The following is a 24,374-nucleotide window of genomic DNA, read 5'->3' as shown; positions in this document are numbered from 1 at the left end:
CGACGTCGTATAGACGAGGTCACCATGAGCATCACGACGTGCCACGGCCTGCGGATGCCGCCGGGCCAGCGCCCGGTCGAGGGGTTCCCGAGGTTCGGCACCCATCTCCACCACCCGCCCCCGGAGGTCCCTCTCGACCACGCGATCGAGGTCGGCGGGGCGGTGACCGCCGCGGTCTCGATGACCTCGGCGGACCTCGCCCGGCTGCCGCGCTGCGAGATCCGCGCCGATCTCCACTGCGTCGCCGGGTGGTCGGCGGTCGACCTGCGGTGGGAGGGGGTGGCCTTCGAGACCGTCTTCCGGGAGGTCGTCGAGCCGGTCCTCGACCGGAGCGCCCCGGTGACCCACGTGGCCTTCGTCGGACTGGACGGCCACCGGTCGGTCGCGACCCTCGAGGACGCCCTGGCCGCGAACGTCCTGATCGCGGAGAACCTCGACGGCCGGCCGCTCGACGCCGACCACGGCGCGCCGGCCCGGCTCGTGAGCCCGAGCCAGTACGGCTTCATGAGCACGAAGCACCTGAGTCGCATCGAGATGCGCACCGCCGGGCGCACCGGCGCTCCGCGGTCCCTGGCGGACCGGCTGCTCGAGGAGCACCCGCGCGCCCGGGTCTGGGAGGAGGAGCGCCACGGCAGCCTCCCGGGGCAGGCGGTGCGACCGATCTACCGGCTGCTGATCCCGCCGATCCGATACCTGAGCGCTCGGGGCCGACGGAGCACGCCTGCCAAGTGATCCCGGACGTCAGCGCACGCGGGCCGGCTCCGGGGTGGGCGTCGTCGTCGCCGTCATCGCCCGGGAGGTGCAGTGGCCGAGCAGGTCGAATCACCGGCGAGAAGCAGCCGGCGTCACCGCCCGCGCGGCGGACCGGGACAGATCCTCGACGAGCTGGATGCCGGTGGCCTCGTCCGGCTGGTGCTCGGTCAGCGCGACCAGGAGCACCGGGTCGCCGGCGACGGTGACGGCGCCGACGGACCCGACGACCCATCGCCCGCCGTCGGACTCGTCCGGTGTCCATCCGTTCTTCAGCGCGGACGTCGTACCCGGGTCCGCGGCAGCGCTGACACCCCACCGCTGGTCGTCGGCGACGCGGGTCATCAGGTCGAGGGCGTAGGCGCGGGAGGTCGGGTCGAGGGGAGAGGGGCCGGTCAGCGCCGCGAGCAGCGTGACCTGGTCGGACGCCGGTGTCGTGCTGCTGCCCCAGTGGTCGACGAGGCGGGTGGCCCGTAGCCCGAGACGGTCGTTGGCGGCGTCGATGGCGGGCACGCCGCCGACGGCCTCCCACAGGGTGGAGGCGGCGTCGTTGTCGCTCTGCGTGATCATCGGCGCGGCCAGCTCCCGGTCGCCCTCCGAGGGCTGCCCGCCCGCGTCCTGGCTCTGCAGCAGGAGGGTCTGCAGGACGTCCAGCTTGACGACGCTCGCCGTGGCGATCGGTGTGTCGGGCGCGTAGCCGAACGTCGCGCCGGTCGCGAGGTTGCGTGCGGCCACCGAGACGTGGCCGATCGAGTCGCCCTGCACGAGGCGGTCGATCGCCGCGGTCGCCTCGCGAGCGGCCTGGGCCGGGTCGACCACCGGGGCGGGGTCGGGGGGGCGCGGCGCGGCGACCGGCGTGGGACCGGACGCCGCCGGCCGACCGGCATCGGTGGCGGCGGCGAGGGCGACCAGGGCGAGGACCAGGACGAGGAGGAACGCTCGCCCGAGGGCTCGGCGTCGCGGCCGAAGGGGCTCGATGTCCCGGGTGCGGGGCACCACCAGCGGAACGGTCGGCGGGTCGCGCGGCGGCGCGGGGCGAACCGCCCGGGGCAGGGGCTGGTCGTCGAGCGCGCGCCGGGACTCGACGATGCGGATTTCGACGAGTCGCCGCCGGGGCTCGCGACGGGCAGGGCCGACCGTGACCGCGTCCGGGCCGCGCCAGCCGTCGTCGCGCACCGCTCCTCCTCCACCCCGTGTGCGCACGGTAGCGACTGGTGTGGCAGATGCGTCAAGAGGGACGGATGTGACTGCTGTGACGATTCGTTCGTGGGTGTACCCGTTCGCCGGGGGAGTGGCCACCACGTCGTGTCCGCGTGGGCGCGGCGGTGGCGGCCCTGACTCCGGAGCGCTGAGCACCGCAGCCGGGCGGCGGTGACACCCGGAGGATCGGACCGTTTCACCGGGATCGCTCGCCGGGGAAGCCTGCTGCATGACGCGCGCCGCATGGCAGGGGACGGGGCCGACGACGCCGGGGGACGGGTCCCGCCCGCGGGTGGTCGTGGTCGGTGGTGGGTTCGCCGGGTACAACGCGGCCCGCTCCCTGTCGCGCACCATGGGCGGCGCGGTGGAGATCGTCCTGGTCAGCCCGACCAACTACTTCCTCTACCTGCCGCTCCTGCCCGAGGTGGCGAGCGGCGTCCTGGAACCCCGGCGCATCTCGGTGTCGTTGGACGACACGCTGGCGACCTCGGTGACCCACGCCCAGGGCGAGGTCGACGGGCTCGATCTCGCGCAGCGCACGGTGCGGTGGATGGACCCGGAGGGCCGGCACCACGCCACGACCTACGACCGCCTCGTGCTGGCCGTCGGCAGCGTCCACAAGCTCATGCCGATCCCCGGGCTCAGCGAGTTCGCCCACGGCTTCCGCGGCATCCCCGAGGCGCTCTACACACGCGACCACCTGATCCGCCAGATCGCGCTCGCGGCCGGCAGCGACGACCCCGACGAGCGCCGGGCCCGGTGCACCTTCGTCGTCGTCGGCGCGGGCTACACCGGCACCGAGGTCACCGCCCAGGGGCAGCTGTTCACCCGCGACCTGGCCCGCGCCCGCGGGCTGGACGAGGACGACGTGCGCTGGGTGCTCGTCAGCCGGGGCCAGGTGCTCGCCGGTCTCGACCGGCACCTCTCGGCGACCGCCGACCGGGTCCTGCGCGAGCGGGGGGTCGAGGTGCGCACCGGCGAGACCGTCGAGCACGTGACCCCTGACGGGGTCCGGCTGGACAGCGGCGAGCACGTGCCGACGCGCACCCTGATGTGGTGTGTCGGTGTCCGCCCCGACCCGCTGATCGAGGACGTCGGCCTCGAGCTCGCCGAGGGACGGGTCGTCGTGGACCCCACCCTGACGGTGCCCGGCCACCCCGAGGTGTTCGCGTGCGGCGACGCGGCGGCCGTCCCCGATCCCGGGAGGCCCGGGGAGTTCACCGCGATGACCGCCCAGCACGCGGAGCGCCAGGGGAAGCTGGCCGGCCGCAACGTCGCGGCGTCCCTCGGGCACGGCCGGGCCCGGCGCTACCGCCACCGGGACCTCGGGTTCCTCGTCGACCTCGGCAGCACCGACGCCGCGGCGAACCCGCTGCACCTGCGCCTCTCCGGCCTGCCCGCCAAGACGATCACCCGCGGCTACCACCTGCTGTCGATGCCCGGCAACAGGCTGCGCACCGCGGCGGACTGGGTGCTCGACGCCGTCCTGCCGCGGCAGTCGACGCAGCTGGGTCTGGTCCGCTCGGTCTCGGTGCCCCTCGACACGTCGTCGCCCGAGGTGCCGCACCATCCGCAGATGGCCTTCCCACCCGAGCGATCGGGCTGAGGCCCCGGATCGCGGCTCAGACGCCGGACGGGTCCGGAGACCCCGACTCAGGGCGCGAGCACGTCCGGGAAGCCGAACATTGCGACGAGCGCCGGGTCGTGGAACTTGACCACCCGGGAGACGCCGCCGGCCGTCGGGGCGAGGACCACGATGCCGTCGGCCCGCGGGGTGCCGTCGCGGTCCCGGCGGTACACCGCCGCCGCGGGGTGCCCATTGGCGGTGGTGGCGATCATGCGCCAGTCGCCCGGGGCTCCCAGCACGTACGTGTCGAGCACGTGGAGGCACATCGCCCGGCCCGACTGCCAGTCCCGGAAGGGCGTCGCCTCGAGGGTGGCGTCGGTGCGCAGCACCTGTTCGAGCAGGCGGGCGTCGGAGTGCTCGAAGGCCGCGATGTACCCGTCGAGCAGTGCGCGGGCCCGTCGGTCGGTCGGCGGCAGCAGTCCGCTCGGCTCCGGCGCGACCTCGTCGAGGCGGGCGCGGGCGCGCTGGAGCCCGCTCTTGACCGCGGCGGTGGTGGTCCCGAGCACCTCGGCGGTCTCGGCCGCGGAGAACGCCAGCACGTCACGCAGGATGAGGATCGCGCGCTGGCGGGCGGGGAGGTGCTGCAGGCCGGCGACGAGCGCCAGCCGCACCGTCTCGCGGGCGACCACCACCGCGGCGGGATCGTCGGCCGGAGGGGCGATCCAGGCGTCCGGCAGCGGTTCCAGCCACGAGACCTCGCCCGGCGGGACGGGACCGGGCGGGTGATCGGTGCCGTCGGCCGGTCCGGCCAGGCCGGACGGCAGCATCCGGACCGGGCGCGCCGCCGATGCCGACAGGCAGACGTTGGTGGCGATCGCGTAGAGCCAGGTCCGGAGCGAGGCCCGGGCCTGGAAACCCGAGTACGACCGCCACGCGCGCAGATAGGTCTCCTGCACCAGGTCCTCGGCGTCGTGGGCCGAGCCGACCATGCGGTAGCAGTGCGCCAACAGTTCCCGGCGGAACCGTTCAGGCTCGCCGCGAACGTGGTCCCGCCCGCCGACTCCAGCACGACATCGACGCCGGCCCCGTCGGTCAGGCGCAGCACCTCGGCCGCGATGTCGCCGCCCCGCGAGTCCAGGACGTGGTCGGCGCCCAGGGCGAGCACGACGTCGTGCTTGCTCGGCGACGCGGTGGCGATGACCGTCGCGCCGAGGTGCTTGGCCAGCGTGACCGCCGCCTGACCGGTGGCGCCGGCCGCGGCATGGATCAGCACGCTCTGCCCGGCGGTGGCGCCGCCCAGGAGCCGGAGGGTCGCGAGAGCGGTGGGCCAGTTCACGACGAGCCCGAGCGCCTGCTGCTCCGTCCACCCGGCCGGCACCGGCACGGCCGCGGCGGCGGAGAGCACCATGTACTCGGCGAAGGCGCCGTCGCCGACGCCGACGACGTGCGCCCCCACCTCCGGGCCGGTCACCGCCCCTCCGCGGGCGACGACCTCGCCGGCGGCCTCGAAGCCGGCCAGGTAGGGCGGCCTCGGTCCCTCCGCGAAGGCGCCGTGGGCCTTCGAGACATCCGCGAAGTTGACGCCCGCGGCGCTCACGCGGATCAGGACCTCGCCCTGGCCGGGCCTCGGCACCGGCGCGTCGGTGATCAGGTGCATGTCCTGCGGGCCGCGCAGGGACGTCTGCTGGAGCGCGCGCATCGTCGCGGGGAGGCCCATGGTGATCCGTCCTTCGGGGTCGGTGTCTCGGGGGAGGCCGACCTGTCCTGCGGTCACGCCTCACACCTGTAGACCGCCGCGACCCCGCAGAGGAATCGGTCGCCCGGCGTTCTGCCGCATCCGTATCGGGCGTAGCGGACGTAGTACCCGGCATCACCGTCCGCCCGAGGTTGGAGCTCCATGATCCCGACACGCAGGATCCTCACCGTCGTCGCCGCCGCGACACTCGCCCTCAGCACGTCCGTGGCGCTCGCCGGAGCCGCACAGGCGGCGGAGGGTGACCAGCCGGCGCAGGTCTCGGTGGTGCACGGCATTCCAGGGCAGCCGGTCGACGTCTACGTCAACGGCACGGAGACCGTGTCGGACTTCGCGCCGGGCACGGTCGCGGGCCCGCTCGAGCTGCCCGCCGGCACCTACGACCTCGCCGTCCGGGCTGCGGGCGCACCGGCGTCGGAGGCCCCGCTCGTCGCGGCCGAGGACGCCGAGGTCCCGGCCGGGGCGAACATCAGCGTCGTCGCGCACCTGTCCGAGCAGGGCCAGCCGACCCTCACCCCGTTCGTCAACGACGTCGGCTCGCTGCCGGCCGGTGACGCCCGGCTCGTGGTGCGGCACACCGCGGCGGCTCCCGCCGTGGACGCCCGGGTCGACGGGCAAGCGGCGCTGAGCGGGCTCACCAACCCGAACAGCGCCCAGGCCGACGTCCCCGCCGGCACCGTCTCGGCCGACGTGGTCCTCGCCGGGACCGACGACGTCGTCATCGGTCCGGCATCCCTCGAGCTCGGCGAGGGCACGGTCAACATCGCCTACGCCATCGGCTCGGCGAGCGACGACACGCTGCAGCTGGTGACGCAGACGATCACCGGTGCGCACAGCGCCCCCGGTGGCGTGGCCGGCGGCTCCGGCGGGCTGGCGGACGACGGCCTGCCCGTCGGTCTCGGCCTCGGGGTCCTGGGCCTGCTGGTGCTCGCGGGTTCCGGCGCGGCCTGGGTCCGTGCGCGCTCCTGACACATCACGCCCGACGCCGCCCCGCCCGGGGCGGCGTCGACGCGTGTCCGCCCTGACCGGCGTCGCCGTCGGCGCTCTCCTCCTGTCCGCCGGTGCCTTCTGGCCGGCCGGCGACCCCGCGTCCTCGTCCCCGTCGGCCGCCGCGGCGCTCGCCGCCCCCGCGCCCCCACCCCGCGTCACGGCGGCCGCGTCCACGCCGCGCCCGGAGGCGTCACCGGTCGGCCTCCGGATCCCCTCCCTCGGTGTCGACGTGCCGGTCGTCCCGGTCGGCGTCGACCGCGCGAGCGGGGGCATGGCGATCCCCGAGGACGTCGCCACCGTCGGCTGGTACCGCTACGGCCCCGGGTTCGACGCGCAGCAGGGCTCGACGGTCCTGGCCGGCCACGTCGACCGTGCCGGGCAGGAGGGCGCGCTGTTCGACCTGCGGGAGCTCGAGCCGGAGGCGACACTGGTCGTCGCGGGTCCGGACGGTCAGGTCCGGTCCTACGCGGTCGTCTCCCGCGATCAGTGGTCGAAGGACCAGGTGCCCCTGGAGCGGCTGTTCGCGCGGACCGGTGCGCCTCGTCTCGTCGTGATCACCTGCGGCGGCCCTTTCGACGAGGGCACCCGGTCGTACCGGGACAACGTGGTGATCACCGCGGTTCCCACGGGAGGGCCATGACGTCCGACGACGAGGTCCGGCTCGCCGAGAGCTTCGTCACCGGCGACGAGGCCGCGCTGCGCACCGCCTACGACCGGTGGGGACGTCTGGTGTTCGCCCTGGGCCTGCGAAGCCTGCCCGACCGGGTCGACGCGGAGGACATCACCCAGCAGACCTTCGTCACCGCGTGGCGCGGCCGGCACACGTTCGACCCGCACCGGGGCACGCTGCCGGCGTGGTTGCTCGGCATCGCGCGCCGGCAGGTCGCCGACCGGCTGCGGGTGCTCCAGCGCGAGGCCCGGCTCCAGCGCGTCCTCGAACGAACTGAGGACCCCCCCGCGCCCGAACCCTCGGCGGACCGCGTCCTCGACCGCATCGTCGCCGCCGACGAGCTGACCCACCTCGTCCCCCAGCAACGGCGCGTCATCGAGCTCGCGTTCTACGACGACCTCACGCACGCACAGATCGCCGCCGTCACCGGTCTACCCCTCGGTACGGTCAAGAGTCACCTCCGGCGGGGGATCGAGCGTCTCCGGACGAGGAGGGAGGTGGAAGGTGCCGCATCCCGACCGTGAACGACTGACCCTGGTCGCCCTGGGCGAGCAGCCCGTCGTCGACGCCCTCTCCACCCACCTCGACCAGTGCGCGCAGTGCCGCAGCGAGGTGACGGCGATGCGCGACACGGTCGCGCTCGCCCGCGAGGCCGGACCGGCCCCGCTGGAAGCGCCCCCCGACCACGTCTGGTCCAGCATCGCCGCCGAGCTCGCCCTCGAGGCCGACCCTGCGCCCGGCCCGGTTCGTTCGGCCCGGCCGTCGCGCCGGCGTCGGGGCCTCGTCGTCGGCGCGCTGGCCGCGGCCGCCGCGCTCGTCGCCGCGGTGGCGATCGCGGTCGCCGGTGCGTTCACCGAGGACCCGCCCGCGACGGAGCAGATCGCGTCCGCCTCCCTGTCCGCGTTCGCGGCCGGACCGCCCGGTGCCACCGGGCAGGTCAGCGTCGTCGAGGCCGGCGGCGAGCGGCGCATCGAGGTGAGCGCGACGATGCCGCCTGCCCCGGAGCAGGGCTACTACGAGGTCTGGCTGCTCGACGAGCGCACCAACAGCATGATCGCGATCGGCGCCCTCGGCGAGAACGGGCACGGCACCTTCACGATGCCCGCGGGCCTGGACATGGCCGGCTACTCCGTCGTCGACGTCTCCGCCGAGCGCTACGACGGCGATCCCGCCCACGCGGCGAGCGTGCTGCGGGGGACCCTGTCGTCCTGATCGTCGGGACGTTCGGCCCTCCCTGGGGCCTCGGCGAGGGACGATGCTGGCGACCGCGGATGTCGTCGCGTTCACGCTCGTCGTCCCCGGTCGTTCCCCCCGAACCCGCTGAGCTGCAGGAGAAGGAGCGTGCCGTGACCACGGTGTTCCTGGTGGACGATCATGAGGTGGTGCGGCGGGGGGTGTCGGACCTGCTGGACGGTCACGAGGATCTCGAGGTCGTGGGTGAGGCGGGGTCGGTGGCCGAGGCCCTCGGTCGCATCCCCGCGCTGCGGCCGCAGGTGGCGGTGCTCGACGTGCGCCTGCCGGACGGCACGGGGATCGAGCTGTGCCGGGAGCTGCGGTCCCGGATGCCCGGGTTGGCCTGTCTGATGTTGACCTCGTACACCGATGAGCAGGCCATGTTCGACGCGGTGCTGGCGGGGGCCGCGGGCTATGTGATCAAGGACGTCCGGGGCAACGACATCGTCAACGCGGTGCGCGAGGTGGGGGCGGGGCGTTCGTTGCTCGACGGACGGGCGGCGAGTGCCCTGATGGCTCGGTTGCGCTCGCGCAGTGAGGCTCCGGACCCGTTGGCGGAGCTGACGGTCAAGGAGCGGGAGGTGCTGGGGTTCATCGGGGAGGGGCTGACGAATCGGGAGATCGGTCAGCGGATGTACCTGGCGGAGAAGACGGTGAAGAACTACGTGTCGGCGTTGCTGGCGAAGTTGGGGATGCAGCGCCGGGTGCAGGCCGCCGTCCTCGCCAACAAGGTGAGGCCCGAGGAGTACTGACGGGGACCTCGTCGGGATCACCGACCCCTCGGAGTCGTGCGGCCGGTCGACTCGGGCCCTCCGGCCCTGGTCGTCGGTCGCCGGGAGGCGCGACCCTCGCGGCAGGACGAGGAGGTGGGCCGTGTCGGATCCGATGGTCTCCGCACCGATGGTGGGTGGACCCGCACCCGAACCCGCACCGGAAACCGCAGCGCCGAGACCGAGGGCGGGCGCCGACGTCGTGGTGGGCGTCCCTTTCGGGGGACGGGCCGGGGCTGCCGTCCGCTGGGCCGCTGCCGAGGCCCGGGACCGCGGCGTCGCGCTCCGGCTGGTCCTCGGGCTGGTCGTCCCCGGCGGGAGCTACCCGGGCCGCTCGGTCGTCGGCGTCGACGCCGAGTGGGGCTTGTTCTGCCTGGCCCGTCAGGAGCTCCGGGACATGCGGCTCGTCGCCCGGGAGGTGTCCCCGGACCTCCCGATCGTCGAAGACCTCGTCGAGAGTGATCCTGTCGCCGTGCTGCGGGCCCAGGCCCGCGTCGCCTCCCTGCTCGTCCTCGGCAGCGACGGATTCGGCAGGCTCGGCGAGCTCGCCCTGGGCGGGACCACCCGGGCCCTCGCCGGCCACGTCGCCGTCCCGGTCGTCATCGTGCCGCACCACTGCGACGCGCGGGCGCGTGAGAGAGCGGAGGCCCACGCCCCCGTCGTGGTCGGGGACGACGGCTCGGAGGGCTGCCGGGGCGCCCTGCGGTTCGCCGCTCTCCGCGCGGTGTCCCGCGATGCTCCCCTGGTGGTGGTGCGGGCAGGCAAGGACGTGCGGCTGCTCGGCGAGGACGTCCCCGAGATCGGGCCGGCGCGTCCGGCCGGGGTCCGCGTCGTCCTCGCCGAGGAGCGCGCGGACCGGGTCCTGGCCGACCAGGCCCGGGACGCGGAGCTCGTGGTGCTGGGCGTGGGGGAGCACGGCCGGCTGCGTCATCGCCACCCGCGCACGCGCCCCGGCCTCGTGCGGAGGGCGACGTGCCCGGTGGCGATCGTGCCCCCGGGTCACCGCCTTCCCGGGAAGGACCACGACAGGACGTGCTGACTTCTCGCCGCCCGAGCGGCCCCGAGCCGGACGCACCCGTCCGCAGCGCCGCGCCCGGCGGCCACCACGACGACGCCGCCCACGCCACTGCCGCCGCCGTGGCGCGCCTCTCCGTGGAGTTCCCGGCCCGGCGCGCCGCGGTCGTCTCCCGCACGGTGGACCAGTGCCGGCGGGACCTCGACGGGGCGCCGCCCGGTGCGCTGCCGGAACTGCTCGAGAGGCTGGCCCGGCAGCGGCTGCAGGACGGCGTTTGCTGAGGACTCCTGCCGCGGTCCTCCCCGTCCGGGACCGTGGGCGCCCCCGGAGGGGCCGTTGGTCCCTGCCCGTCGCCGGGGAGTGGCGGGACGGTCCTCTCGACGAGTGTCCGTCGTATCGCCGGGAGGTGGAGACGTCATGACCCAGCAGACCGATCCGCGGGACTACCGCGGGGCACCGGGTACGGGTGCTGGTCCGGCCCCGATGGGGACCCGACCGGAGGGGAGTGGGGCGGCCGGGTGGGTGCGCTTCGGCGCCGTCGTGATGATGATCGTCGGTGTCTTCGGTGTGATCGAGGGCCTGGTCGCCGTGCTGACGCCGTCGTACTTCGTCTCCGTCGGCGGCGCGGTGTTCGTGCTGTCGCTGGCGGGGTGGGGATGGGTGCACCTGGCCCTCGGCGCGCTCGTCGCGATCGTCGGGGCGAGCCTGCTGGGCGAGGCGCCGAGCTGGGCGCGCGGGACGGCGGTCGCCCTCGTGGCGCTCTCCGCGATCCTGCACCTGACGTTCGTCGCCGCCGCGCCGGTGTGGTCGATCCTCGTGATCGCGCTCGATGTGGTCGTGCTCTACGCGCTGATCACCACGTGGGACGAGCCGCTGCGCACGCGGCGCTGACGCCAGGGTCGGTCCGGTCGGCGCTCGGGGCCGGCCGGACCGGGTGAGCGTTCCCGGGCGCCCGGCCCCTGCCGGAGGTCCCGAGTGAGCCGGTGCCGATGGCCCTGTTCGGCGCTCCGCCGATGTGAGGACCTCGAACGACCACACGGTGACGGCGGCGAGGAGGCTCGGGATGAGGGCGCAGGTCGGGAACTGGCTGATCGTGGAGGGGCTGACCGACGCGTCGTCCCGCCGACAGGGAGAGATCGTGGCGGTCACCCACCCCGACGGCACGCCGCCGTTCTGGGTCCGGTGGCTCGACGACGACCACCGCAGCCTGGTGTTCCCCGGCCCCGATGCCCGGGTCGAGCCCCACCCCGTGCACCAGCCGGCGGGCTCCCCGGCGGTGGCCGAGCCCGTCCCGGGTCGGGCGGAGTGATCGTGTCGATCCGTGACGTCGTCGGGCCCCTGCTCGTCGCCCGCACGTCGGCACCGTCCGGATGATCGACTCGTCCGTCCCGGACGAGGGTGGGAGCCCGACGCCCGACCCCGGGATCGTCCGGGCCTTCGCTCCGCCCGGACCGGGACGGCACGCCGTCGTCGCCTGGGCCCGCCGGCACGCGCGTCGGACCGGCGCGCGGATCGAGCTCCTGGTCGATCCCGACCTCGAGCCTCCGCCCGACCGGCCCACCGACGCCCCCGCCGGCCCGATCGCGCTGGTCGGCGCCCTGCTCGGGCACGTGTGGGGCCTGGTCGTGGACCCGGGGTCCCTGACCGAACGGCTGGGTCGCGCGTCGGCGGGGGCACGGCTGCTCGTCGTCCCCCAGTCGCTCCCCGAGGTCGACGTCCTCGTCGCCACCGCCTACGAACCGGTCACGGTCGTGCCCACCGACCCGCCACACCCGCACGGTGCCGTCGTGCTCGCCCTGGCCCACCGCACGACCGAGGAGACGATCGGGGCGGCCTTCGACGCCGCCGAGCAGCGGGGAGCGCCGGTCCACGTCCTGCGCCTCCGTGATCCCGCCCGGTGGACCGTCGTCACCACCGAGGACGCCGCCGCTCGCGCGGACGAGGAACGACGGGACTGCACGGACCGGCTGTCCGCCTGGCGCATCACCCACCCGTCGGTGCCCGTCGAGGTCCGGGTCGGCGACGGTGATGTGACCGTCGAGCTCATCGGCTCGACGTGCGAGGCCCGGCTCCTCGTGGTCGGGCGCTCCGCGCGGGGCCGACTCCTGGGCACGGTCACGCCCTCACCCGTCGCCCGGACGGTCCGGCGCGCCCGGTGCCCCGTCCTCGTCATCCCTCCGCCCGGGCCACCTCGGCGCTCCTGGTGGTCCCGAGCCCGGACGCTCCCGCTCGGGACCTCCGGCCCCGGTGCCCGGGACGAGGTGTGACCGTCCGGCACCGACCGGGGACACCCCTGCGCGCCACGGTGGTCCACGGCACGAGCGGAGCACCACTGGTCAGTCCACCTCGGTCAGCACATGGTCGAGAGGGCGGCGCGGTGTCGGGTGCAGGGGTGCGGCGCGGTCGGAGGGCCATCCGAGGCGCAGCGCCACGACCGGTGGGCGATGGGCGCCGACGACCAGGTGCCGGAGGCGCTCCCGGGTCTCCGCGACCTCGAGCACCTGGGTGATCGGTGTGGTGGCCAGGCCGCACGCGGTCGCCTCGAGCAGCACCGCGCTGAGGGATTCCCCGGCGCGCAGGACGGAGACGGGCTCCTCGTCGACCGCGGTGATGATGGCCAGCATCGACGCGTCCTCGTGATCCATCCCGCCGTGGGGCTGGCGGAGCGTGCCCTGCGGGAACCAGCGCAGCACCAGGTCGCGGTACGGGGGAGGCGGACCCTCGAGTCGGGCGCCGGCCGGGATGCCGTCACGGGCCCCGGCGTAGCGGTGCGTCCACCGGTACAGCTCGGCGGCGTAACCCTCGTGGTCGCGCTGGCGCTCCGCGGCCTCACGCATGGCCTCGGCGAACAGGGTGCGGTGTGTGCCGAACGCCACGTGCAGGACCCCGCCGAACGGCCGCGCCGCGTCGGCGACGGCACCGAGGACGTCCGGAGGCACCGACCGGCTCGAGAACCGGCGACGATCCGTGTGTCGCCGGTCGATGGCCGCGGCCTGCCGGTGGGCGTCCTCGTCGACAGCGCCCCCCGCCGGACGGAGTCGTACCCGGGCCAGCGGGCGGCCCTCGGGGCCCTCGGGCTGGTGACGCACCACGGCGTGCCAGCCGCGGTCGGCGAGCGCCACCCGCAGGTGGTGCAGGGCGCACCCACAGCCCAGGAGAACGCCGTGGCCGCGGTCGTCGGTGAAGGGCAGGCGACGTCCCCGGTCGACGTGGAGGTCGAGGTGGTCGGGCCCGAGCACCCACCGCCACGGCTGCGCGTTGTGCTCCGACGGAGCGCGCAGTGACGTGGCGACGGCGTCGCGCAGCGCGGTCCGGACGGCCTCCGTGGTCGGGGTGGTCATCGCCGGTCATCCCCCGACGAGGGACGGGCCAGGTCGCGGGCGGCGACCTGCAGGGCGACGTCGACGCGGGCGTCGGCGTCGCCGTGCTCGAGTGCGCCGAGGATCCAGGTGAGCGTGCGGCGGGCGTTCCGGCACGGTTCGTGGTGCAGCGACCTCCGGGCCTGGTCGAGAGCGGCGAGCAGCGTCACGCGCGGCGCGCCGCCCCGACACAGATCCACGGCGTGGGCGACGAGCTCCCAGGCCTCGGTGCTCCGGCGCTGCGGTGTGGTCTCCATGGCGACTCCTCTCCTCCGCACCAGCTCACCGACGGTGTTCGTCGCGGTCGAGGTCCGGAGGTCACCTCCTGGAGCGGCGCAGGTCCCGGGTCCTCGGCAGGCGGCGAGAGCACGCGCTGAGCAGGCCCTCTCAGCGGGGGAAGACCGTGTCGCGCACCGCGCGCGCCACGTCGTCGAGCTCGGCGACCTGGGCGAGCAGGTGGTGGCGCAGGGTGGGATCGGCCACCGAGGCCGTACTGGTCAGGGCGAGCCCGACCCGCTGGACCCGCTGGAGGACCTGCTCGGACAGCGAGAGCACCAGCCGCTCCCGGTCCTCGAGAGCACGGACCGTCTCGCGGTCGCGCCGGCCCCGCGCCAGCTCGATGGCCGTGGTCGCGTGGACGCCGAACCCGAGCAGCATCTCGGCCTCCACCGCGCCGAAGACGTCCCCGCCGGCGGCGCGCGTCAGGACCAGCACCGAGCGCGTGCCGGGCCCGCCGCGTGCGGGCGACAGGGGAACCGCGAGGACCGATCCCACGTCGGGGGCCCGATCGACCACTCCGGTCGTGCGGGCGTCCGACGCGGCGTCGGCGATGAGGACGGGCCCGTCCTCGTCGAGGGCGGCCTGCGTGACCGAGCCCGGGGTGGCGACCGTCCGCCCGGCCCAGTCGTCGAGCTGCCCTGCCGCGGCGGTGACCGCCGCGCATCCGGGATCGGCGTCGGCGACCTCGGTGATGGCCGCTCCGTGGGCCCCGGCCACGTCGACCGCGGCCTCGAGGAGATGCTGGAGCTCCCTCTCGGGCGGGAGCTCGCCGGCGAGCAGGTCGCTGGCGAGGCGGGCCGAGGCGGCCTGCCACGCCTCCCGGCGGCGGGCGGTGTCGAGGAGCAGCGCGTTCTCCACGGCGATCCCGGCCGCGCCGGCCAGGGCGGTGAGGAGCTGCTCGTCCTCCGCCGAGAAGGCGTCGCCGCGCTCGCTCTCGGTGACGTAGAGGTTGCCGTAGACGGTGCCGCCGGCGCGCAGGGGAACCCCGAGGAACGAGTGCATCGGAGGGTGCCCCTCCGGGAAGCCGACGGCGGCCGCGTGGGTGCCGAGGTCCGACAGACGCAGGGGCTTCGGGTCGTCGATGAGGCAGCCCAGCACCCCCTTGCCCTGCGGGAGCGCGCCGATGCGCGCGACGGTCGCGCGGTCCATGCCGACGTGCACGAAGCGGATGAGGCGGCCGTCCCGGACCACGCCGAGCGCGGCGTAGTGAGCGCCCACCAGGGCCCGGGCACTCTCCACGATCCGCTGGACGAGGTCGTCGAGCTCGAGACCCGCCGTGATGTGGTGCGTCGCGTCGAGCAGCCCACGGAGCCGACCCTGGGTGAGCTTGACCTCGGTGGCGCGAGTGATGAGCTGGTCGAGCAGCTCGTCGAGCTCGAGTCGGGCCACCGAGGGGAAGGAGAGCCCCTCCGAGGGGATCGCGGGGTCGGGGTGCTCGAGCACTGCCCACCCTCTCTCCGACGGCATCGCGCGCGGCGTGTGGATCCTCCATCGTGGACCGCCGCCGCCCGGAGTCAAGCGCGGGCGCGGGGCGTCGGTCGGCGCGGCGGCAGGGGAGGGGACCAACGACCCTGACGGCGAACCGGCGCCATGTCGGACCCTCATCGTCGCCGACGTCCGCTGGCGCCCGTATCTCTGGGAGGAGGCGCCGGGATGCTCATCCGCGACGTGATGACACCGGCACCGCTCACCGTGTCGTCGGGGACGTCGGTGCACGACGCCGCCGGGCTCCTGACCCGGTACGGGTTCGCCGTGCTGCCGGTCGTCGCAAGTCGGGCGCTGGTGGGAGTCGTGACCGTGTCCGACGTGCTGCGGGCCCGCGACGCCTGCCCGGGGTCGCCGGTCCGGGTCGGCGAGGTGATGACCCGGACCGCGGACGTCGTGCACGCCGACACCGACATCGCCGAGGTCGCCGTGCTCATGGTGGACCGCGGCCTGCGCAGCCTGCCCGTCGTCGCCGACGACCAGCTCGTGGGCATCGTGACCCGGCTCGACGTCACCCGGGTCCTCGCCCGCAGCGACGCCGACCTGCGTGCCGCGGTGGAGCGCACGCTCGACGCCTACGCCGGATGGAGCCGGTGGACGGTGCACGCGAGGGAGGGCGAGGTCGCGCTCTGCGACGATTTCGACGACCCGGTGGAGCAGCACCTCGCCACGGTCATCGCCGCCGCCGTCCTCGGCACCGTGCACGTCGACACCCACCACCGGGCCGACTGTCCGCACGAGCGGCGGGATCTCCGACCCCCTGGTCACGCGGGAGGCCCGGGGACACGATGGGGCCAGGACTCCGCCCCGGGGAGCAGGAGACACACATCGTGGGCGACAGCACCGGCGCCGGGCCGTGCGAGGTGACGTCGGCGGGTCGGCACGAGGGTCCCGTCGCCGGCACCGGCGTTGGCACCGGGAGCCCGGAGCGCGCCGGGGCCCTGTACTCCTCGATGATCGCGGTCGCCGAGGGCCTGGACCTGGACGCGACCCTGCACCGGGTGGTCGAGGTGGCGTCCGAGCTGGTCGACGCCCGTTACGGCGCGCTGGGCGTCCTCGACGAGGCCGGTACCGGACTCGCCCGTTTCGTCACGACGGGGATCGATGACGACACCCGGGCGCGGATCGGGGACCTGCCCCGCGGCCTCGGGCTGCTCGGTGAGCTGATCCGCCGCCCCGAACCCCTCCGGCTCCGCGATCTCCACGCGCACCCGTCCTCGGTCGGCTTCCCGGCCCACCACCCTCCGATGGCGAGCTTCCTCGGGGTGCCGATCCGGGTCCGGGGCGTGGTGTTCGGCAACCTGTACCTCACCGACAAACGTCGCGGTGACTTCACCTCCGAGGACGAGGACGTGACGGTCGCCCTGGCGGCCGCGGCCGCCGTCGCCGTCGAGAACGCGCGCCTGCACCAGGCCACGGAGAGGCTGGTGGTCGAGGGGCAGCGTCGACGGCGCTGGCTGGAGGCCTCCGGTGAGATCACCACCCAGGTCCTGGCCGGGGCGGACCCGGGCGAGGCGCTCGTGCTCGCGGCCGAGCGCGCGGCGGAGCTCGTCGACGGATCCGGCGCGATCATCACGACGCCGCCGCCCGTCGTGGCCGAGGGCGACGTGGCGCCTCCGGTGCGGGTGACGGTGAGCGTCGGTCTCGAGGACCGGCTGCCGGTCGGGGCCCGGCTCGGGCTCGACGGCTCCGCGCTGGCCACCGTCGGACGCATCCACGCGCCCCGCGTGGAGGAGGACCTCGTGCTGACCGTGGACGGGCAGGACCGTCGCTTCGGCCCGGCCCTGCTGGTGCCGCTCGACGGCACCACGGCGATCACCGGCGTGCTCGTCGTCGTGCGCCGTACGGGCTCGGAGGCGCTCGACACCGAGAGCCTGTCCGCCGTGGCCTCCTTCGCCGACCAGGCCGCCCTCGTCCTGCGTCTCGCGGAGTCGCGACGCGCGCGCCGCCAGCTCGACGTCGCGTCCGACCGCGAGCGGATCGCCGCCGACCTGCACGACCACGTGCTGCAGCGGCTCTTCGCGGTCGGTCTCGGGCTGCAGGCCACGCAGGCCCGCCTCGCCGCGCTGCCCGAGGCGGCGCACAGGGTCAACGAGGCGGTCGACCAGATCGACGGCATCATCCGGGACATCCGCACGAGCATCTTCGACCTGCACGCCGTCGGAGGGGGCACCGGTCTCGGTGGGCGCCTGCGCGGTGCGGTCGCCGAGATGTCCGCCCACGTCGCCCTCGAGCCGGTGGTGCGGCTCTCGGGGGCGGTCGACGCCGTGCCCGAGGAGCTCGTCGTGCAGGTCGAGGCCGTCGTGCGGGAGGGCGTGTCGAACGCGGTGCGACACGCTGCCCCGCAGTCCGTCGTCGTCACCGTCTCGGTGGACGACATCCTCGCGGTGGACGTCACCGACGACGGAGCCGGAATCCCGGAGAACGTCGCGCGCAGCGGCCTGGCCAACCTCGTGGCCCGCGCCCGTGCCCTCGGAGGGGACGCCGACGTGAGCCGCTCGGCCGACGGGTCCGGGACGCGGCTCTCGTGGTGGGTCCCCCTCGACCCTCAGTGTCCGGAGTGACGTCGCGGCGTGAGGTACACCGGGCGGCACCGCCCCAGCCGGAGCAGGCCCTGGGGCCACATCACGCCGCCGAGCAGGGAACGGACCCCGGTCCGGACGTCCGGGAGCTCCACCGGCGGTGCGATGAAGGAGGCGCCCACGCCCCGGGCGGTCGCGGTGAGCAGCACCTGCTGCATCGCCTGTCCGGCCCGGACGTGGGCGAGGGCGGTGTCGTCGTAGGACGTGAGCACGGCGATCGTGGGCTCGTCCTGCCCCGGCTCCGAGGGCGCGGACCACCGGTCGGCGTCGGGGACCGCCCCGGCGAAGTCCCGCGGACGCCACGCCCCGTCCGGGCGGGGTGCGCGCCGGGCGTGCGCCGGCGGGAGGCCGTCGTCGACACGGTCGGGGTGCCCGACCCAACGCTCCCACTCCGCCAGGAAGGCGGGATCGCTCTGCTGCCGCCGGTGTGCCTCGACGGTGATCTCGCGCAGCCGGCGTCGTTCCCGGGGGTCCGCCACGACGATGAGTCGGCAGCGCTCCCGCCAGGCGGCCCGTTCGAGCTCCGCGCGCAGGGTGATCGACAACGGTGGCCCGGTGAAGGGGTGCCGGTCCGTGTGCCGGCGCGGGATGGCCGCGGCGAGCTCGACGTCCCGGTCGGACGGGACCAGCGCCGCTCCGGGACGCACGCGTCCGAGGAACCAGGGGTCGTCGGGGTCCGGCATCAGCTGCGCGTGCACCCGGCGGCCCTGCGTGCGCGCCTTCAGCCGCACGTTGACCAGCGCTGCCCCGCACGCCATCCGGAGCTCCCGTCCACCGGGGTCCGCGGCGGTGAGCATCCGCTCCGGGTCGCCGTGCACCTCGACCGCGCCCTCGTGCCAGCACAGCCGCCACGGCTGGCTGTTGTGGCTCGACGGGGCGAGCGCCGCAGCGTGCAGGAGTTCCGCGACCTCGGCCCCGGTCGGCGGCCCGCTCCCGCGGACCGGCGCGCTCGGCATGTCCTGGTGCACGGGGCACCTCCTCGTCCTCGATCACAGCCTCCGTGGCGCCGCGGCGGGTCACCAGGGACCGAAGGACCCCCGAGGCGGGGCCGTCCGCCTCCGGCGCCCGGGCCCTGCCCGTCGGCACGCTGTGTCCCTGCAGCACCGCAGGTCGGACGACGGGGAGTGCACGATGGACGCCACGGAGGACGGCCGCGGCGCAACGATCGTGGTGGGGCTCGACGGCTCGACCCGCTCGCCTGAGCCGCACGCCGACCGCGGCCCACCCCGGCTCACGAGAGCGGCCCGTCCACCGTCGACCTCGGCCGGCCGGTGGTCCCCGTCCGAGATCACGGCCCTCCTGCAGGCTCTCGAACCTCTTGGCGGGCCGGCGGTACCCGCGTGCTCGGTGTCGGTCCACGACCGGCGCATCGACCTTTCGCCGGATCCGCCCGCAGGGACCCCGCGGCACCAGGCGCTCGTGCAGGCGGGGCGCCTCGTCGGGGCGGTCGAGAACACCCTGCGCGCACTCGGGTGGGCGTCTCGCACCGTCATCGCCGGGACCCCGGACGCGCGGCCCCTGGCCGTGGTCGTGGGCACCGGCCGGCGACCCGCGACACCGACGGACCTCGCGCGACGTCGCGTCGACCGGTGCCGGGGGAACGGGGCGTCGCCGCGCTACGCCGCACCCGCCGGCCGGGCGCGGGTCGTCGACGTCGCCCACGCGGCGGCATCCCGGGGCGCCTGGCTGCACCTGCTCAACGGTCCGACCCGGGACGGGAAGCCGGCCTGGAACGGTCCGGGCTCGGCGCCCGCCGACACCCTCACGCTCGATCTGCCGTGGCGGCGTGACCCCGTGCTGGCGGTGTGCACCCGCACCGACACCGTCCGGGAGGCCGTCGTGGCCGGCATCGTGCTCGAGTCGGCGACCGTGGAGGCGGCCCTGCGCGGCCTGCGCGGGGACGTGTACGTCGAGGTCTTCGACGGCGAGGCGGTCCGACGAGCCGTCCTGCCCGCGGACCCGCACGGGACCGGCGTCGGACACGCCGTCCTCCGGCTCCGGCCCTGAGAGCCCCTCGGACGCGTCACGTGCCGGCGTTCCCCCGGGGCCCGGGTCCGCACGGCAGGGTGGCCCGCACGGTGGTGCCGATCCCGCGCGGACTGGTGATCGCGAGGCTGCCCTCCGCGGCGTCGAGGCGGTCGAGCAGTCCGACGAGCCCGGTGCCCAGGGTCGGGTCCGCGCCACCGACACCGTCGTCGCGGACCTCGGTGATTAGGTCGTCACCCTCCAGGTCGACCTGCACGCGGGCCCGGCGGGCGCCGGCGTGCTTGACCACGTTCGTCAGTGCCTCTGCGACGACGAAATAGGCGGTGGTCTCCGTCGGTGGGGCCCTGCAGGGGCTGATCGACGGATAGGACGCGCGTCGGCCCGGCTCCGCAGCTGAACCGGTCTAGGTGACCTGGCACACTGGCGCGCGGCGACTCTCGACGAGGAGAACATCGTGCGTATCGGGATGCTGACCGGCGGTGGGGACTGTCCGGGGCTCAACGCTGTCATCCGCGCCGTCGTGCACCGTGCCGACGCCGCGGGCGACGAGGTCATCGGTTTCCGGGACGGCTGGCGCGGGCCGCTCAAGGGGGCGTCGCGGCCGCTGCACATCGCCGACGTGGCCGGGATCCTCGCGCGGGGCGGCACCATCCTCGGCTCCTCGCGCACGAACCCCTACGCCCAGGGCGAGGGCGGCGCCGACGCCGTACGCGCCACGATGGCGGCCCAGGGCGTCGACGCACTCGTCGCCATCGGTGGGGAGGACACCCTGGGTGCGGCGGCCCGGCTCGCGGCGGAGGGCGTCCGGGTGGTCGGGGTCCCCAAGACGATCGACAACGACCTCGCCGCCACCGACTACACCTTCGGCTTCGACACCGCGGTGCACATCGCGACCGAGGCGGTCGACCGTCTGCGCACCACCGCGGAGTCGCACCGGCGGGCGCTGGTCTGTGAGGTGATGGGACGCCACGCCGGCTGGATCGCCCTGCACGCGGGCATGGCCGGCGGCGCGAACGCGATCATCGTGCCCGAGCGGCCGTTCACGGTGGGGCGGGTGTGCGACTGGGTGCACAGCTGCTTCCGCAACGAGTACGCCCCGGTCATCGTCGTCTCCGAGGGCGCGGTGCCCGACGGTGGTGGCGAGCTCATCGCCGCCGGCGGCACCGACGCCTTCGGCCACCGTCGGCTGGGCGGGGTCGGCACGTGGCTGGCCGACGAGATCGAGCGGGAGACCGGCGCGGAGTCCCGCGCCGTCGTGCTCGGCCACATCCAGCGCGGGGGCACGCCCACCGCGTACGACCGTGTCCTCGCGACACGGTTCGGCGTGCAGGCCGTGGCGGCGCTGCACGACGGGGAGTCGGGCGTCATGGTCGCGCTGCGCGGCACCGACATCGTGCGGGTCTCGCTCGACGAGGCCACCGCCGAGCTCAAGACGGTCCCCACGGCCCGCCTCGACGAGGCCGAGGTGTTCTTCGGCTGAGGTGTTCTCCGGCTCACAGGAGCTGGACCGTGCCGCGACGGCACGGTTTCTCCTGGTCCCCGGAGCGAGAACGCTCGTCAGGGGAGAGGAGCACGCCGATGACCGTCCAGCTGGTGCATCCCGAGCAGGTCCACCGGGTCGACGTCCACCACCAGGTCGCCGTCGCGGAGGGCTCGCGCACCGTGTACCTCGCCGGGCAGGTGTCCTGGGACGTCGAGGGCACCCTCGTGGGCCGCGACGACGTCGCCGCGCAGGCCGAGAGGTGCTACCTCAACATCGCGGCCGCGCTCGACGCGGTCGGGGGGACGCCGGCCGACCTCGCGAAGGTCACGGTCTACGTCGTGGAGCTCGACGAGGCGAAGGCCGAGCAGTTCGTCCTCGGCCGCGAGCGGGCGGCCGCGACGCTGGGCGTCGCGCTCCAGCAGCCGAGCACCTGGATCGGGGTCACCGCGCTGGCCGCGCCGGGCTACCTCGTCGAGGTCGACGCCGTGGCGGTGCTGCCCTGAGATCGCTCGAGCGGTCGTTGTCCTAGATTCCGTCCGTGACCCACTACAGCGTCGACGCCGCCGACCTCAGTGTCGGTCGGGGGCCCCATCCCGCGGCGAGCCCGTTCGAGAAGCGCGTCGGTGAGGCCCTCGGGCTCACGGCATTCGGTCTCTACCAGATCGAGCTGCCCGCGGGGGAGGAGACCGTTCCCCACGACCACGTCGACGACCACGCCGAGGACGCCTACGCCGTCCTCCGGGGCGATGGCTGGGTGATCGTCGACGAGGAGGAGATCCCGGTCGGCCCCGGGCAGTTCGTCGCCGTCACGGTGGAGTCCTCCAGGTTCCTGCGTGCGGGCCCGGACGGCCTGGTGTTCATCGCCGTCTGTGCCACACCATCGATGTCCTGACGCCCGGCTCGACCCCGCTCGTCACCCCGTCGGTGCGCCCTCGAGCCCGGCGACGAACGTCCGCACGAGGTGGTCGAACAGCGGCGGGTCCTCGAGGTTGGTGAGGTGCCCGGCGCGGGGGAGCACCGCGAGGCCGGCGTCGGGCAGCGTCCCGCGCAGCATGAGGTTGGCGTCGATCGCCTCCGCGTCCTCGTCGCCCACCACGAGCAGGGTCGGTACGGACATCCTGGCGAGGTCGACGCGCAGGTCGAACAACGACGGCCGCGCGGCCTGCACCCCGCGCATGGTGAGGGCGGCGCCGACGGGGTCGTGCTCGGCGAGGATGCCTAGGTGCTGCTCGTGGGCGGCGGGGTCGCGGCGGCGCAGGGCCTGGCGGGCGGGGCGGTGGCCGTACTCGGCGGCGACCGCCGCGGCCCCCACGCGGTCGTAGGCGTCGGCGAGGGCGAGCGCGTCGGCGCGGAAGGCGTCGGCGTGCTCGGGGGCGGCGCCGTAGCCGCAGCCCGCGACGACGAGGCCGAGGCAGCGCTCGGGGTGGCGCAGGCCGAGGTGCAGGGTCGCGAACCCGCCCATCGAGTTGCCGACGACCACGGCGCGCTCGGTGCCGGTGGCGTCGAGGACCGCGAGGGCGTCGGCGACGGCGCGGTCCTGCGAGTAGGCGGCGGGGTCGCCCGGCACGTCGGAGGGCGGGTAGCCGCGGGCGTCGTAGGTGACGCAGCGGTGCGCGCGCGAGAAGTCGGCGACCTGCGGAGCCCACGAGCGGTGGTCGCCGCCGAACTCGTGGGCGAACAGGATCGGCGGGGCTTGCCGGTGCTCGGCGCCGGGGTCGGTCGGCCCGGTGACGTGGACGGCGAGGCCGACGCCGTCGTCGGTGGTGATCCTCACGGGTGCTCCTGCGTGCCGAGGGCGGTGCGCACGATCTTGCCCATGGCGTTGCGGGGCAGCGCGTCGACGAACCGCACGGACTTGGGCACCTTGTAGCCGACGAGCTGCTCGCGGGCCGCCGTGAGCAGCGCGTCCTCGTCGGGCGGCTGGTCGCCGGGGACGACGAACGCGGTCACCTCCTCGCCCCAGCGCTCGCTGGGGAGGCCGGCGACGGCCACCTCGACCACGCCGGGCTGCTCCTCGAGCACCACCTCGACCTCGCGGGGGACCACGTTGTACCCGCCGGTGATGATCAGCTCCTTGAGACGCCCGACGATCGTCAGCCGGCCCTCGTCGTCGAGGCGACCGAGGTCGCCGGTGCGGAACCAGCCGTCGGGCAGGAAGGCCTCCGGGGCCGCCCCGGCGAGGTAGCCGGAGATCACCTGGGGGCCGCGGAGCTGGATCTCGTCCTGGTCACCGAGGCGCAGCTCGATGCCGGGCAACGGGAACCCGACGGTCCCGGCGACGCGGGGGCCGTCGTAGGGGTTGGAGACGTCGAGCCCGCTCTCGGTGAGCCCGTAGCGCTCCAACGGCACCTGGCCGATCGCGGCCGCGACGCGATCGGAGAGCGCGGCCGACAAGGGAGCGGAGCCGGACACCGCCAGGCGCAGCGAGCGCAGGGCGCCGGTCCGGGGGTGGTCCACGAGGCGCGCCCAGATCGCCGGCACCGCGAACAGGACGGTGCCGCCGGTCGCGAGGAGGCGGTCGGGGTCGAACCGGGAGGCGATCCGCGCGGTGGTGCCGGCGATCAGCGTCATGTGCAGCCCGCCCAGCCCGTGCTGGTGGAACAGGGGCAGCGCGTGCACGAGGACGTCGTCGTCGGCCCAGCGCCACGCGGCCATCGCGGCGCGGGCCGAGGCGAGCAGGTTGGCGTGGGTGATGGGCACGCCCTTCGGGGCGTCGGTGGTGCCCGACGTGAACGCGAGGACGGCGACGTCGCCGGGCAGTGGCTCGTCGCCGACCGGCACGGGATCGGGCTCGTCCGCGGCTCCTTCGAGGAGGTCGCGCAGCGCCGGTTCGTCGAGGACGAGCCGGGCGCGGGCGAGCCCGGCGACGCGGTCCCTCGCAGCCACGGGCTGGGCGGGGTCGAGCGGCACGACCGTCGCGCCCAGCCGCAGGACGGCGAGGTAGGCGACCACGAAGGCGAGGGAGGTGCCGGCGACGAGGACGACGGCGTCACCCCGGGCGACGCCACGGCCCCGCAGACGTGCCGCGGCGCGCCCGGCGACGGCGTCGAGCCTCTCGTGGGTGAGGGCGTCGCCGTCGACCTCGACCGCGGTGCGGTCGCCGGCTCGGGCAGCGGCGGCCTGCGCGGCGGTGGGCAGCGACCCCGCGGCCAGCTCCCGGCGCAGCGTCGTCGGATCGCAGGCGCGCCCGAGGTGCCGGGCCCACGCCCGGACCGCGGCCGGGTCCGTGTCGCCGGACGCTGTCGGGCCCAC

Annotated in this window: 27 protein-coding genes and 1 pseudogene; 18 read left to right on the top strand and 10 right to left on the bottom strand. The window is 75.2% G+C overall.

Annotated features, from left to right (window positions below; all coding sequences use genetic code 11):
• The first annotated feature begins 24 nt into the window (after positions 1 to 24).
• A complete protein-coding gene (locus tag OG774_RS07370; protein WP_328308108.1) occupies positions 25 to 732 on the top strand; it encodes a molybdopterin-dependent oxidoreductase in 708 nt (235 codons plus the stop codon).
• A gap of 90 nt (positions 733 to 822) precedes the next feature.
• Here OG774_RS07370 and OG774_RS07365 read toward each other — a convergent pair whose 3' ends face one another.
• The gene (locus OG774_RS07365) at positions 823 to 1,926 is read right to left on the bottom strand and encodes a serine hydrolase (RefSeq protein ID WP_328308106.1); all 1,104 of its coding nucleotides are present in this window, start codon (positions 1,924 to 1,926) and stop codon (positions 823 to 825) included.
• Positions 1,927 to 2,179: 253 nt separating this feature from the next.
• Here OG774_RS07365 and OG774_RS07360 point away from each other — a divergent pair, with 253 nt between their 5' ends.
• Positions 2,180 to 3,556, top strand: a complete 1,377-nt coding sequence (locus tag OG774_RS07360) for an NAD(P)/FAD-dependent oxidoreductase (protein WP_328308104.1) — start codon at positions 2,180 to 2,182, stop codon at positions 3,554 to 3,556.
• 47 nt (positions 3,557 to 3,603) lie between these two features.
• On the opposite strand, the gene OG774_RS07355 is transcribed toward OG774_RS07360, so the two are convergent.
• Together OG774_RS07355 and OG774_RS07350 are read right to left on the bottom strand one after the other, a co-directional pair.
• Complete coding sequence (locus tag OG774_RS07355; RefSeq protein ID WP_328310840.1) at positions 3,604 to 4,527, bottom strand: RNA polymerase subunit sigma-70; 924 nt, start codon at positions 4,525 to 4,527, stop codon at positions 3,604 to 3,606.
• Between the two features lie 74 nt (positions 4,528 to 4,601).
• Positions 4,602 to 5,174 (bottom strand): annotated as a pseudogene (locus OG774_RS07350) (alcohol dehydrogenase catalytic domain-containing protein); the annotation flags it as partial.
• Positions 5,175 to 5,414: 240 nt separating this feature from the next.
• Between OG774_RS07350 and OG774_RS07345 the strand changes: the two are divergent.
• From OG774_RS07345 to OG774_RS07300, 10 genes are all read left to right on the top strand, one after another.
• Entirely contained in the window at positions 5,415 to 6,239 is an 825-nt protein-coding gene (locus OG774_RS07345; protein WP_328308102.1) for a DUF4397 domain-containing protein, read from the top strand.
• Between the two features lie 43 nt (positions 6,240 to 6,282).
• Positions 6,283 to 6,900, top strand: coding sequence for a class F sortase (locus OG774_RS07340; RefSeq protein WP_328308100.1), 618 nt, complete (start codon positions 6,283 to 6,285; stop codon positions 6,898 to 6,900).
• The gene (locus OG774_RS07335) at positions 6,897 to 7,454 is read left to right on the top strand and encodes an RNA polymerase sigma factor (protein ID WP_274195223.1); all 558 of its coding nucleotides are present in this window, start codon (positions 6,897 to 6,899) and stop codon (positions 7,452 to 7,454) included. Before OG774_RS07340 ends, OG774_RS07335 begins: the two co-directional genes overlap by 4 nt.
• Complete coding sequence (locus OG774_RS07330) at positions 7,435 to 8,142, top strand: anti-sigma factor (protein WP_328308096.1); 708 nt, start codon at positions 7,435 to 7,437, stop codon at positions 8,140 to 8,142. The genes OG774_RS07335 and OG774_RS07330 overlap by 20 nt, the downstream gene beginning before the upstream one ends.
• Positions 8,143 to 8,276: 134 nt before the next feature.
• Positions 8,277 to 8,915, top strand: coding sequence for a response regulator transcription factor (locus tag OG774_RS07325; protein ID WP_328308094.1), 639 nt, complete (start codon positions 8,277 to 8,279; stop codon positions 8,913 to 8,915).
• 223 nt (positions 8,916 to 9,138) lie between these two features.
• Complete coding sequence (locus OG774_RS07320; RefSeq protein WP_328308092.1) at positions 9,139 to 9,972, top strand: universal stress protein; 834 nt, start codon at positions 9,139 to 9,141, stop codon at positions 9,970 to 9,972.
• On the top strand, positions 9,966 to 10,229 hold the full coding sequence (locus OG774_RS07315) for a hypothetical protein (RefSeq protein ID WP_328308090.1): 264 nt from the start codon (positions 9,966 to 9,968) through the stop codon (positions 10,227 to 10,229). The genes OG774_RS07320 and OG774_RS07315 overlap by 7 nt, the downstream gene beginning before the upstream one ends.
• Before the next feature lie 136 nt (positions 10,230 to 10,365).
• Entirely contained in the window at positions 10,366 to 10,839 is a 474-nt protein-coding gene (locus tag OG774_RS07310; RefSeq protein WP_328308087.1) for a DUF7144 family membrane protein, read from the top strand.
• A gap of 172 nt (positions 10,840 to 11,011) precedes the next feature.
• Complete coding sequence (locus tag OG774_RS07305; protein ID WP_328308085.1) at positions 11,012 to 11,257, top strand: DUF1918 domain-containing protein; 246 nt, start codon at positions 11,012 to 11,014, stop codon at positions 11,255 to 11,257.
• A 61-nt stretch (positions 11,258 to 11,318) separates the two neighbouring features.
• Positions 11,319 to 12,215: a universal stress protein gene (locus OG774_RS07300; protein ID WP_328308083.1), complete on the top strand. Its 897-nt coding sequence runs from the start codon at positions 11,319 to 11,321 to the stop codon at positions 12,213 to 12,215.
• Between the two features lie 69 nt (positions 12,216 to 12,284).
• Here the strand turns inward: OG774_RS07300 and OG774_RS07295 are convergent, their stop codons facing one another.
• The 3 genes from OG774_RS07295 to OG774_RS07285 form a co-directional block, all read right to left on the bottom strand.
• Positions 12,285 to 13,289, bottom strand: coding sequence for an Acg family FMN-binding oxidoreductase (locus OG774_RS07295; RefSeq protein WP_328308081.1), 1,005 nt, complete (start codon positions 13,287 to 13,289; stop codon positions 12,285 to 12,287).
• Positions 13,286 to 13,564 carry a hypothetical protein gene (locus tag OG774_RS07290; RefSeq protein WP_328308079.1) on the bottom strand — a complete coding sequence of 93 codons (279 nt, stop codon included), beginning with the start codon at positions 13,562 to 13,564 and terminating at the stop codon, positions 13,286 to 13,288. The genes OG774_RS07295 and OG774_RS07290 overlap by 4 nt, the downstream gene beginning before the upstream one ends.
• A gap of 130 nt (positions 13,565 to 13,694) precedes the next feature.
• A complete protein-coding gene (locus tag OG774_RS07285; RefSeq protein ID WP_328308077.1) occupies positions 13,695 to 15,029 on the bottom strand; it encodes a GAF domain-containing protein in 1,335 nt (444 codons plus the stop codon).
• 210 nt (positions 15,030 to 15,239) lie between these two features.
• Between OG774_RS07285 and OG774_RS07280 the strand changes: the two genes are divergently transcribed.
• Both OG774_RS07280 and OG774_RS07275 read left to right on the top strand, forming a co-directional pair.
• Positions 15,240 to 15,938, top strand: coding sequence for a CBS domain-containing protein (locus tag OG774_RS07280; RefSeq protein ID WP_328308075.1), 699 nt, complete (start codon positions 15,240 to 15,242; stop codon positions 15,936 to 15,938).
• On the top strand, positions 15,902 to 17,635 hold the full coding sequence (locus OG774_RS07275; protein ID WP_328308073.1) for a GAF domain-containing sensor histidine kinase: 1,734 nt from the start codon (positions 15,902 to 15,904) through the stop codon (positions 17,633 to 17,635). The genes OG774_RS07280 and OG774_RS07275 overlap by 37 nt, the downstream gene beginning before the upstream one ends.
• On the opposite strand, the gene OG774_RS07270 is transcribed toward OG774_RS07275, so the two are convergent.
• On the bottom strand, positions 17,620 to 18,621 hold the full coding sequence (locus tag OG774_RS07270) for an Acg family FMN-binding oxidoreductase (RefSeq protein WP_328308071.1): 1,002 nt from the start codon (positions 18,619 to 18,621) through the stop codon (positions 17,620 to 17,622). The two genes, OG774_RS07275 and OG774_RS07270, sit on opposite strands and share 16 nt — an antisense overlap.
• 379 nt (positions 18,622 to 19,000) lie before the next feature.
• Between OG774_RS07270 and OG774_RS07265 the strand changes: the two genes are divergently transcribed.
• Entirely contained in the window at positions 19,001 to 19,660 is a 660-nt protein-coding gene (locus tag OG774_RS07265) for a hypothetical protein (RefSeq protein WP_328308069.1), read from the top strand.
• A gap of 16 nt (positions 19,661 to 19,676) precedes the next feature.
• Here OG774_RS07265 and OG774_RS07260 read toward each other — a convergent pair whose 3' ends face one another.
• Positions 19,677 to 19,997: a sensor histidine kinase gene (locus OG774_RS07260; RefSeq protein WP_328310838.1), complete on the bottom strand. Its 321-nt coding sequence runs from the start codon at positions 19,995 to 19,997 to the stop codon at positions 19,677 to 19,679.
• A gap of 96 nt (positions 19,998 to 20,093) precedes the next feature.
• On the opposite strand from OG774_RS07260, the gene OG774_RS07255 reads away from it, so the two are divergent.
• The 3 genes from OG774_RS07255 (at position 20,094) to OG774_RS07245 (ending at position 22,014) form a co-directional block, all read left to right on the top strand.
• Positions 20,094 to 21,119 (top strand): 6-phosphofructokinase, encoded by a 1,026-nt coding sequence (locus OG774_RS07255; RefSeq protein WP_328308067.1) that lies wholly within the window; start codon positions 20,094 to 20,096, stop codon positions 21,117 to 21,119.
• Between the two features lie 98 nt (positions 21,120 to 21,217).
• Complete coding sequence (locus tag OG774_RS07250; protein WP_328308065.1) at positions 21,218 to 21,625, top strand: RidA family protein; 408 nt, start codon at positions 21,218 to 21,220, stop codon at positions 21,623 to 21,625.
• A 35-nt stretch (positions 21,626 to 21,660) separates the two neighbouring features.
• Positions 21,661 to 22,014 carry a cupin gene (locus OG774_RS07245; protein ID WP_328308063.1) on the top strand — a complete coding sequence of 118 codons (354 nt, stop codon included), beginning with the start codon at positions 21,661 to 21,663 and terminating at the stop codon, positions 22,012 to 22,014.
• A gap of 21 nt (positions 22,015 to 22,035) precedes the next feature.
• Here the strand turns inward: OG774_RS07245 and OG774_RS07240 are convergent, their stop codons facing one another.
• Entirely contained in the window at positions 22,036 to 22,896 is an 861-nt protein-coding gene (locus OG774_RS07240; protein WP_328308061.1) for an alpha/beta fold hydrolase, read from the bottom strand.
• On the bottom strand, positions 22,893 to 24,374 hold the full coding sequence (locus tag OG774_RS07235) for a class I adenylate-forming enzyme family protein (RefSeq protein ID WP_328308059.1): 1,482 nt from the start codon (positions 24,372 to 24,374) through the stop codon (positions 22,893 to 22,895). The genes OG774_RS07240 and OG774_RS07235 overlap by 4 nt, the downstream gene beginning before the upstream one ends.

It is taken from the genome of Actinomycetospora sp. NBC_00405, from assembly GCF_036044095.1.
Taxonomy (GTDB): domain Bacteria; phylum Actinomycetota; class Actinomycetes; order Mycobacteriales; family Pseudonocardiaceae; genus Actinomycetospora; species Actinomycetospora callitridis.
Note: the sequence above shows the minus strand (reverse complement) of the source record. Positions and strands in the feature narration are given on the sequence as shown.

What these genes read in the sequence shown, in the direction of transcription:
- OG774_RS07305 (WP_328308085.1), top strand. Translation starts at nt 11,012, where the DNA reads ATGAGGGCGCAGGTCGGGAACTGGCTGATCGTGGAGGGGCTGACCGAC.
- OG774_RS07250 (WP_328308065.1), top strand. Translation starts at nt 21,218, where the DNA reads ATGACCGTCCAGCTGGTGCATCCCGAGCAGGTCCACCGGGTCGACGTC.
- OG774_RS07300 (WP_328308083.1), top strand. Translation starts at nt 11,319, where the DNA reads ATGATCGACTCGTCCGTCCCGGACGAGGGTGGGAGCCCGACGCCCGAC.
- OG774_RS07295 (WP_328308081.1), bottom strand. Translation starts at nt 13,289, where the DNA reads ATGACCACCCCGACCACGGAGGCCGTCCGGACCGCGCTGCGCGACGCC.
- OG774_RS07310 (WP_328308087.1), top strand. Translation starts at nt 10,366, where the DNA reads ATGACCCAGCAGACCGATCCGCGGGACTACCGCGGGGCACCGGGTACG.
- OG774_RS07290 (WP_328308079.1), bottom strand. Translation starts at nt 13,564, where the DNA reads ATGGAGACCACACCGCAGCGCCGGAGCACCGAGGCCTGGGAGCTCGTC.
- OG774_RS07370 (WP_328308108.1), top strand. Translation starts at nt 25, where the DNA reads ATGAGCATCACGACGTGCCACGGCCTGCGGATGCCGCCGGGCCAGCGC.
- OG774_RS07345 (WP_328308102.1), top strand. Translation starts at nt 5,415, where the DNA reads ATGATCCCGACACGCAGGATCCTCACCGTCGTCGCCGCCGCGACACTC.
- OG774_RS07280 (WP_328308075.1), top strand. Translation starts at nt 15,240, where the DNA reads ATGCTCATCCGCGACGTGATGACACCGGCACCGCTCACCGTGTCGTCG.
- OG774_RS07360 (WP_328308104.1), top strand. Translation starts at nt 2,180, where the DNA reads ATGACGCGCGCCGCATGGCAGGGGACGGGGCCGACGACGCCGGGGGAC.
- OG774_RS07335 (WP_274195223.1), top strand. Translation starts at nt 6,897, where the DNA reads ATGACGTCCGACGACGAGGTCCGGCTCGCCGAGAGCTTCGTCACCGGC.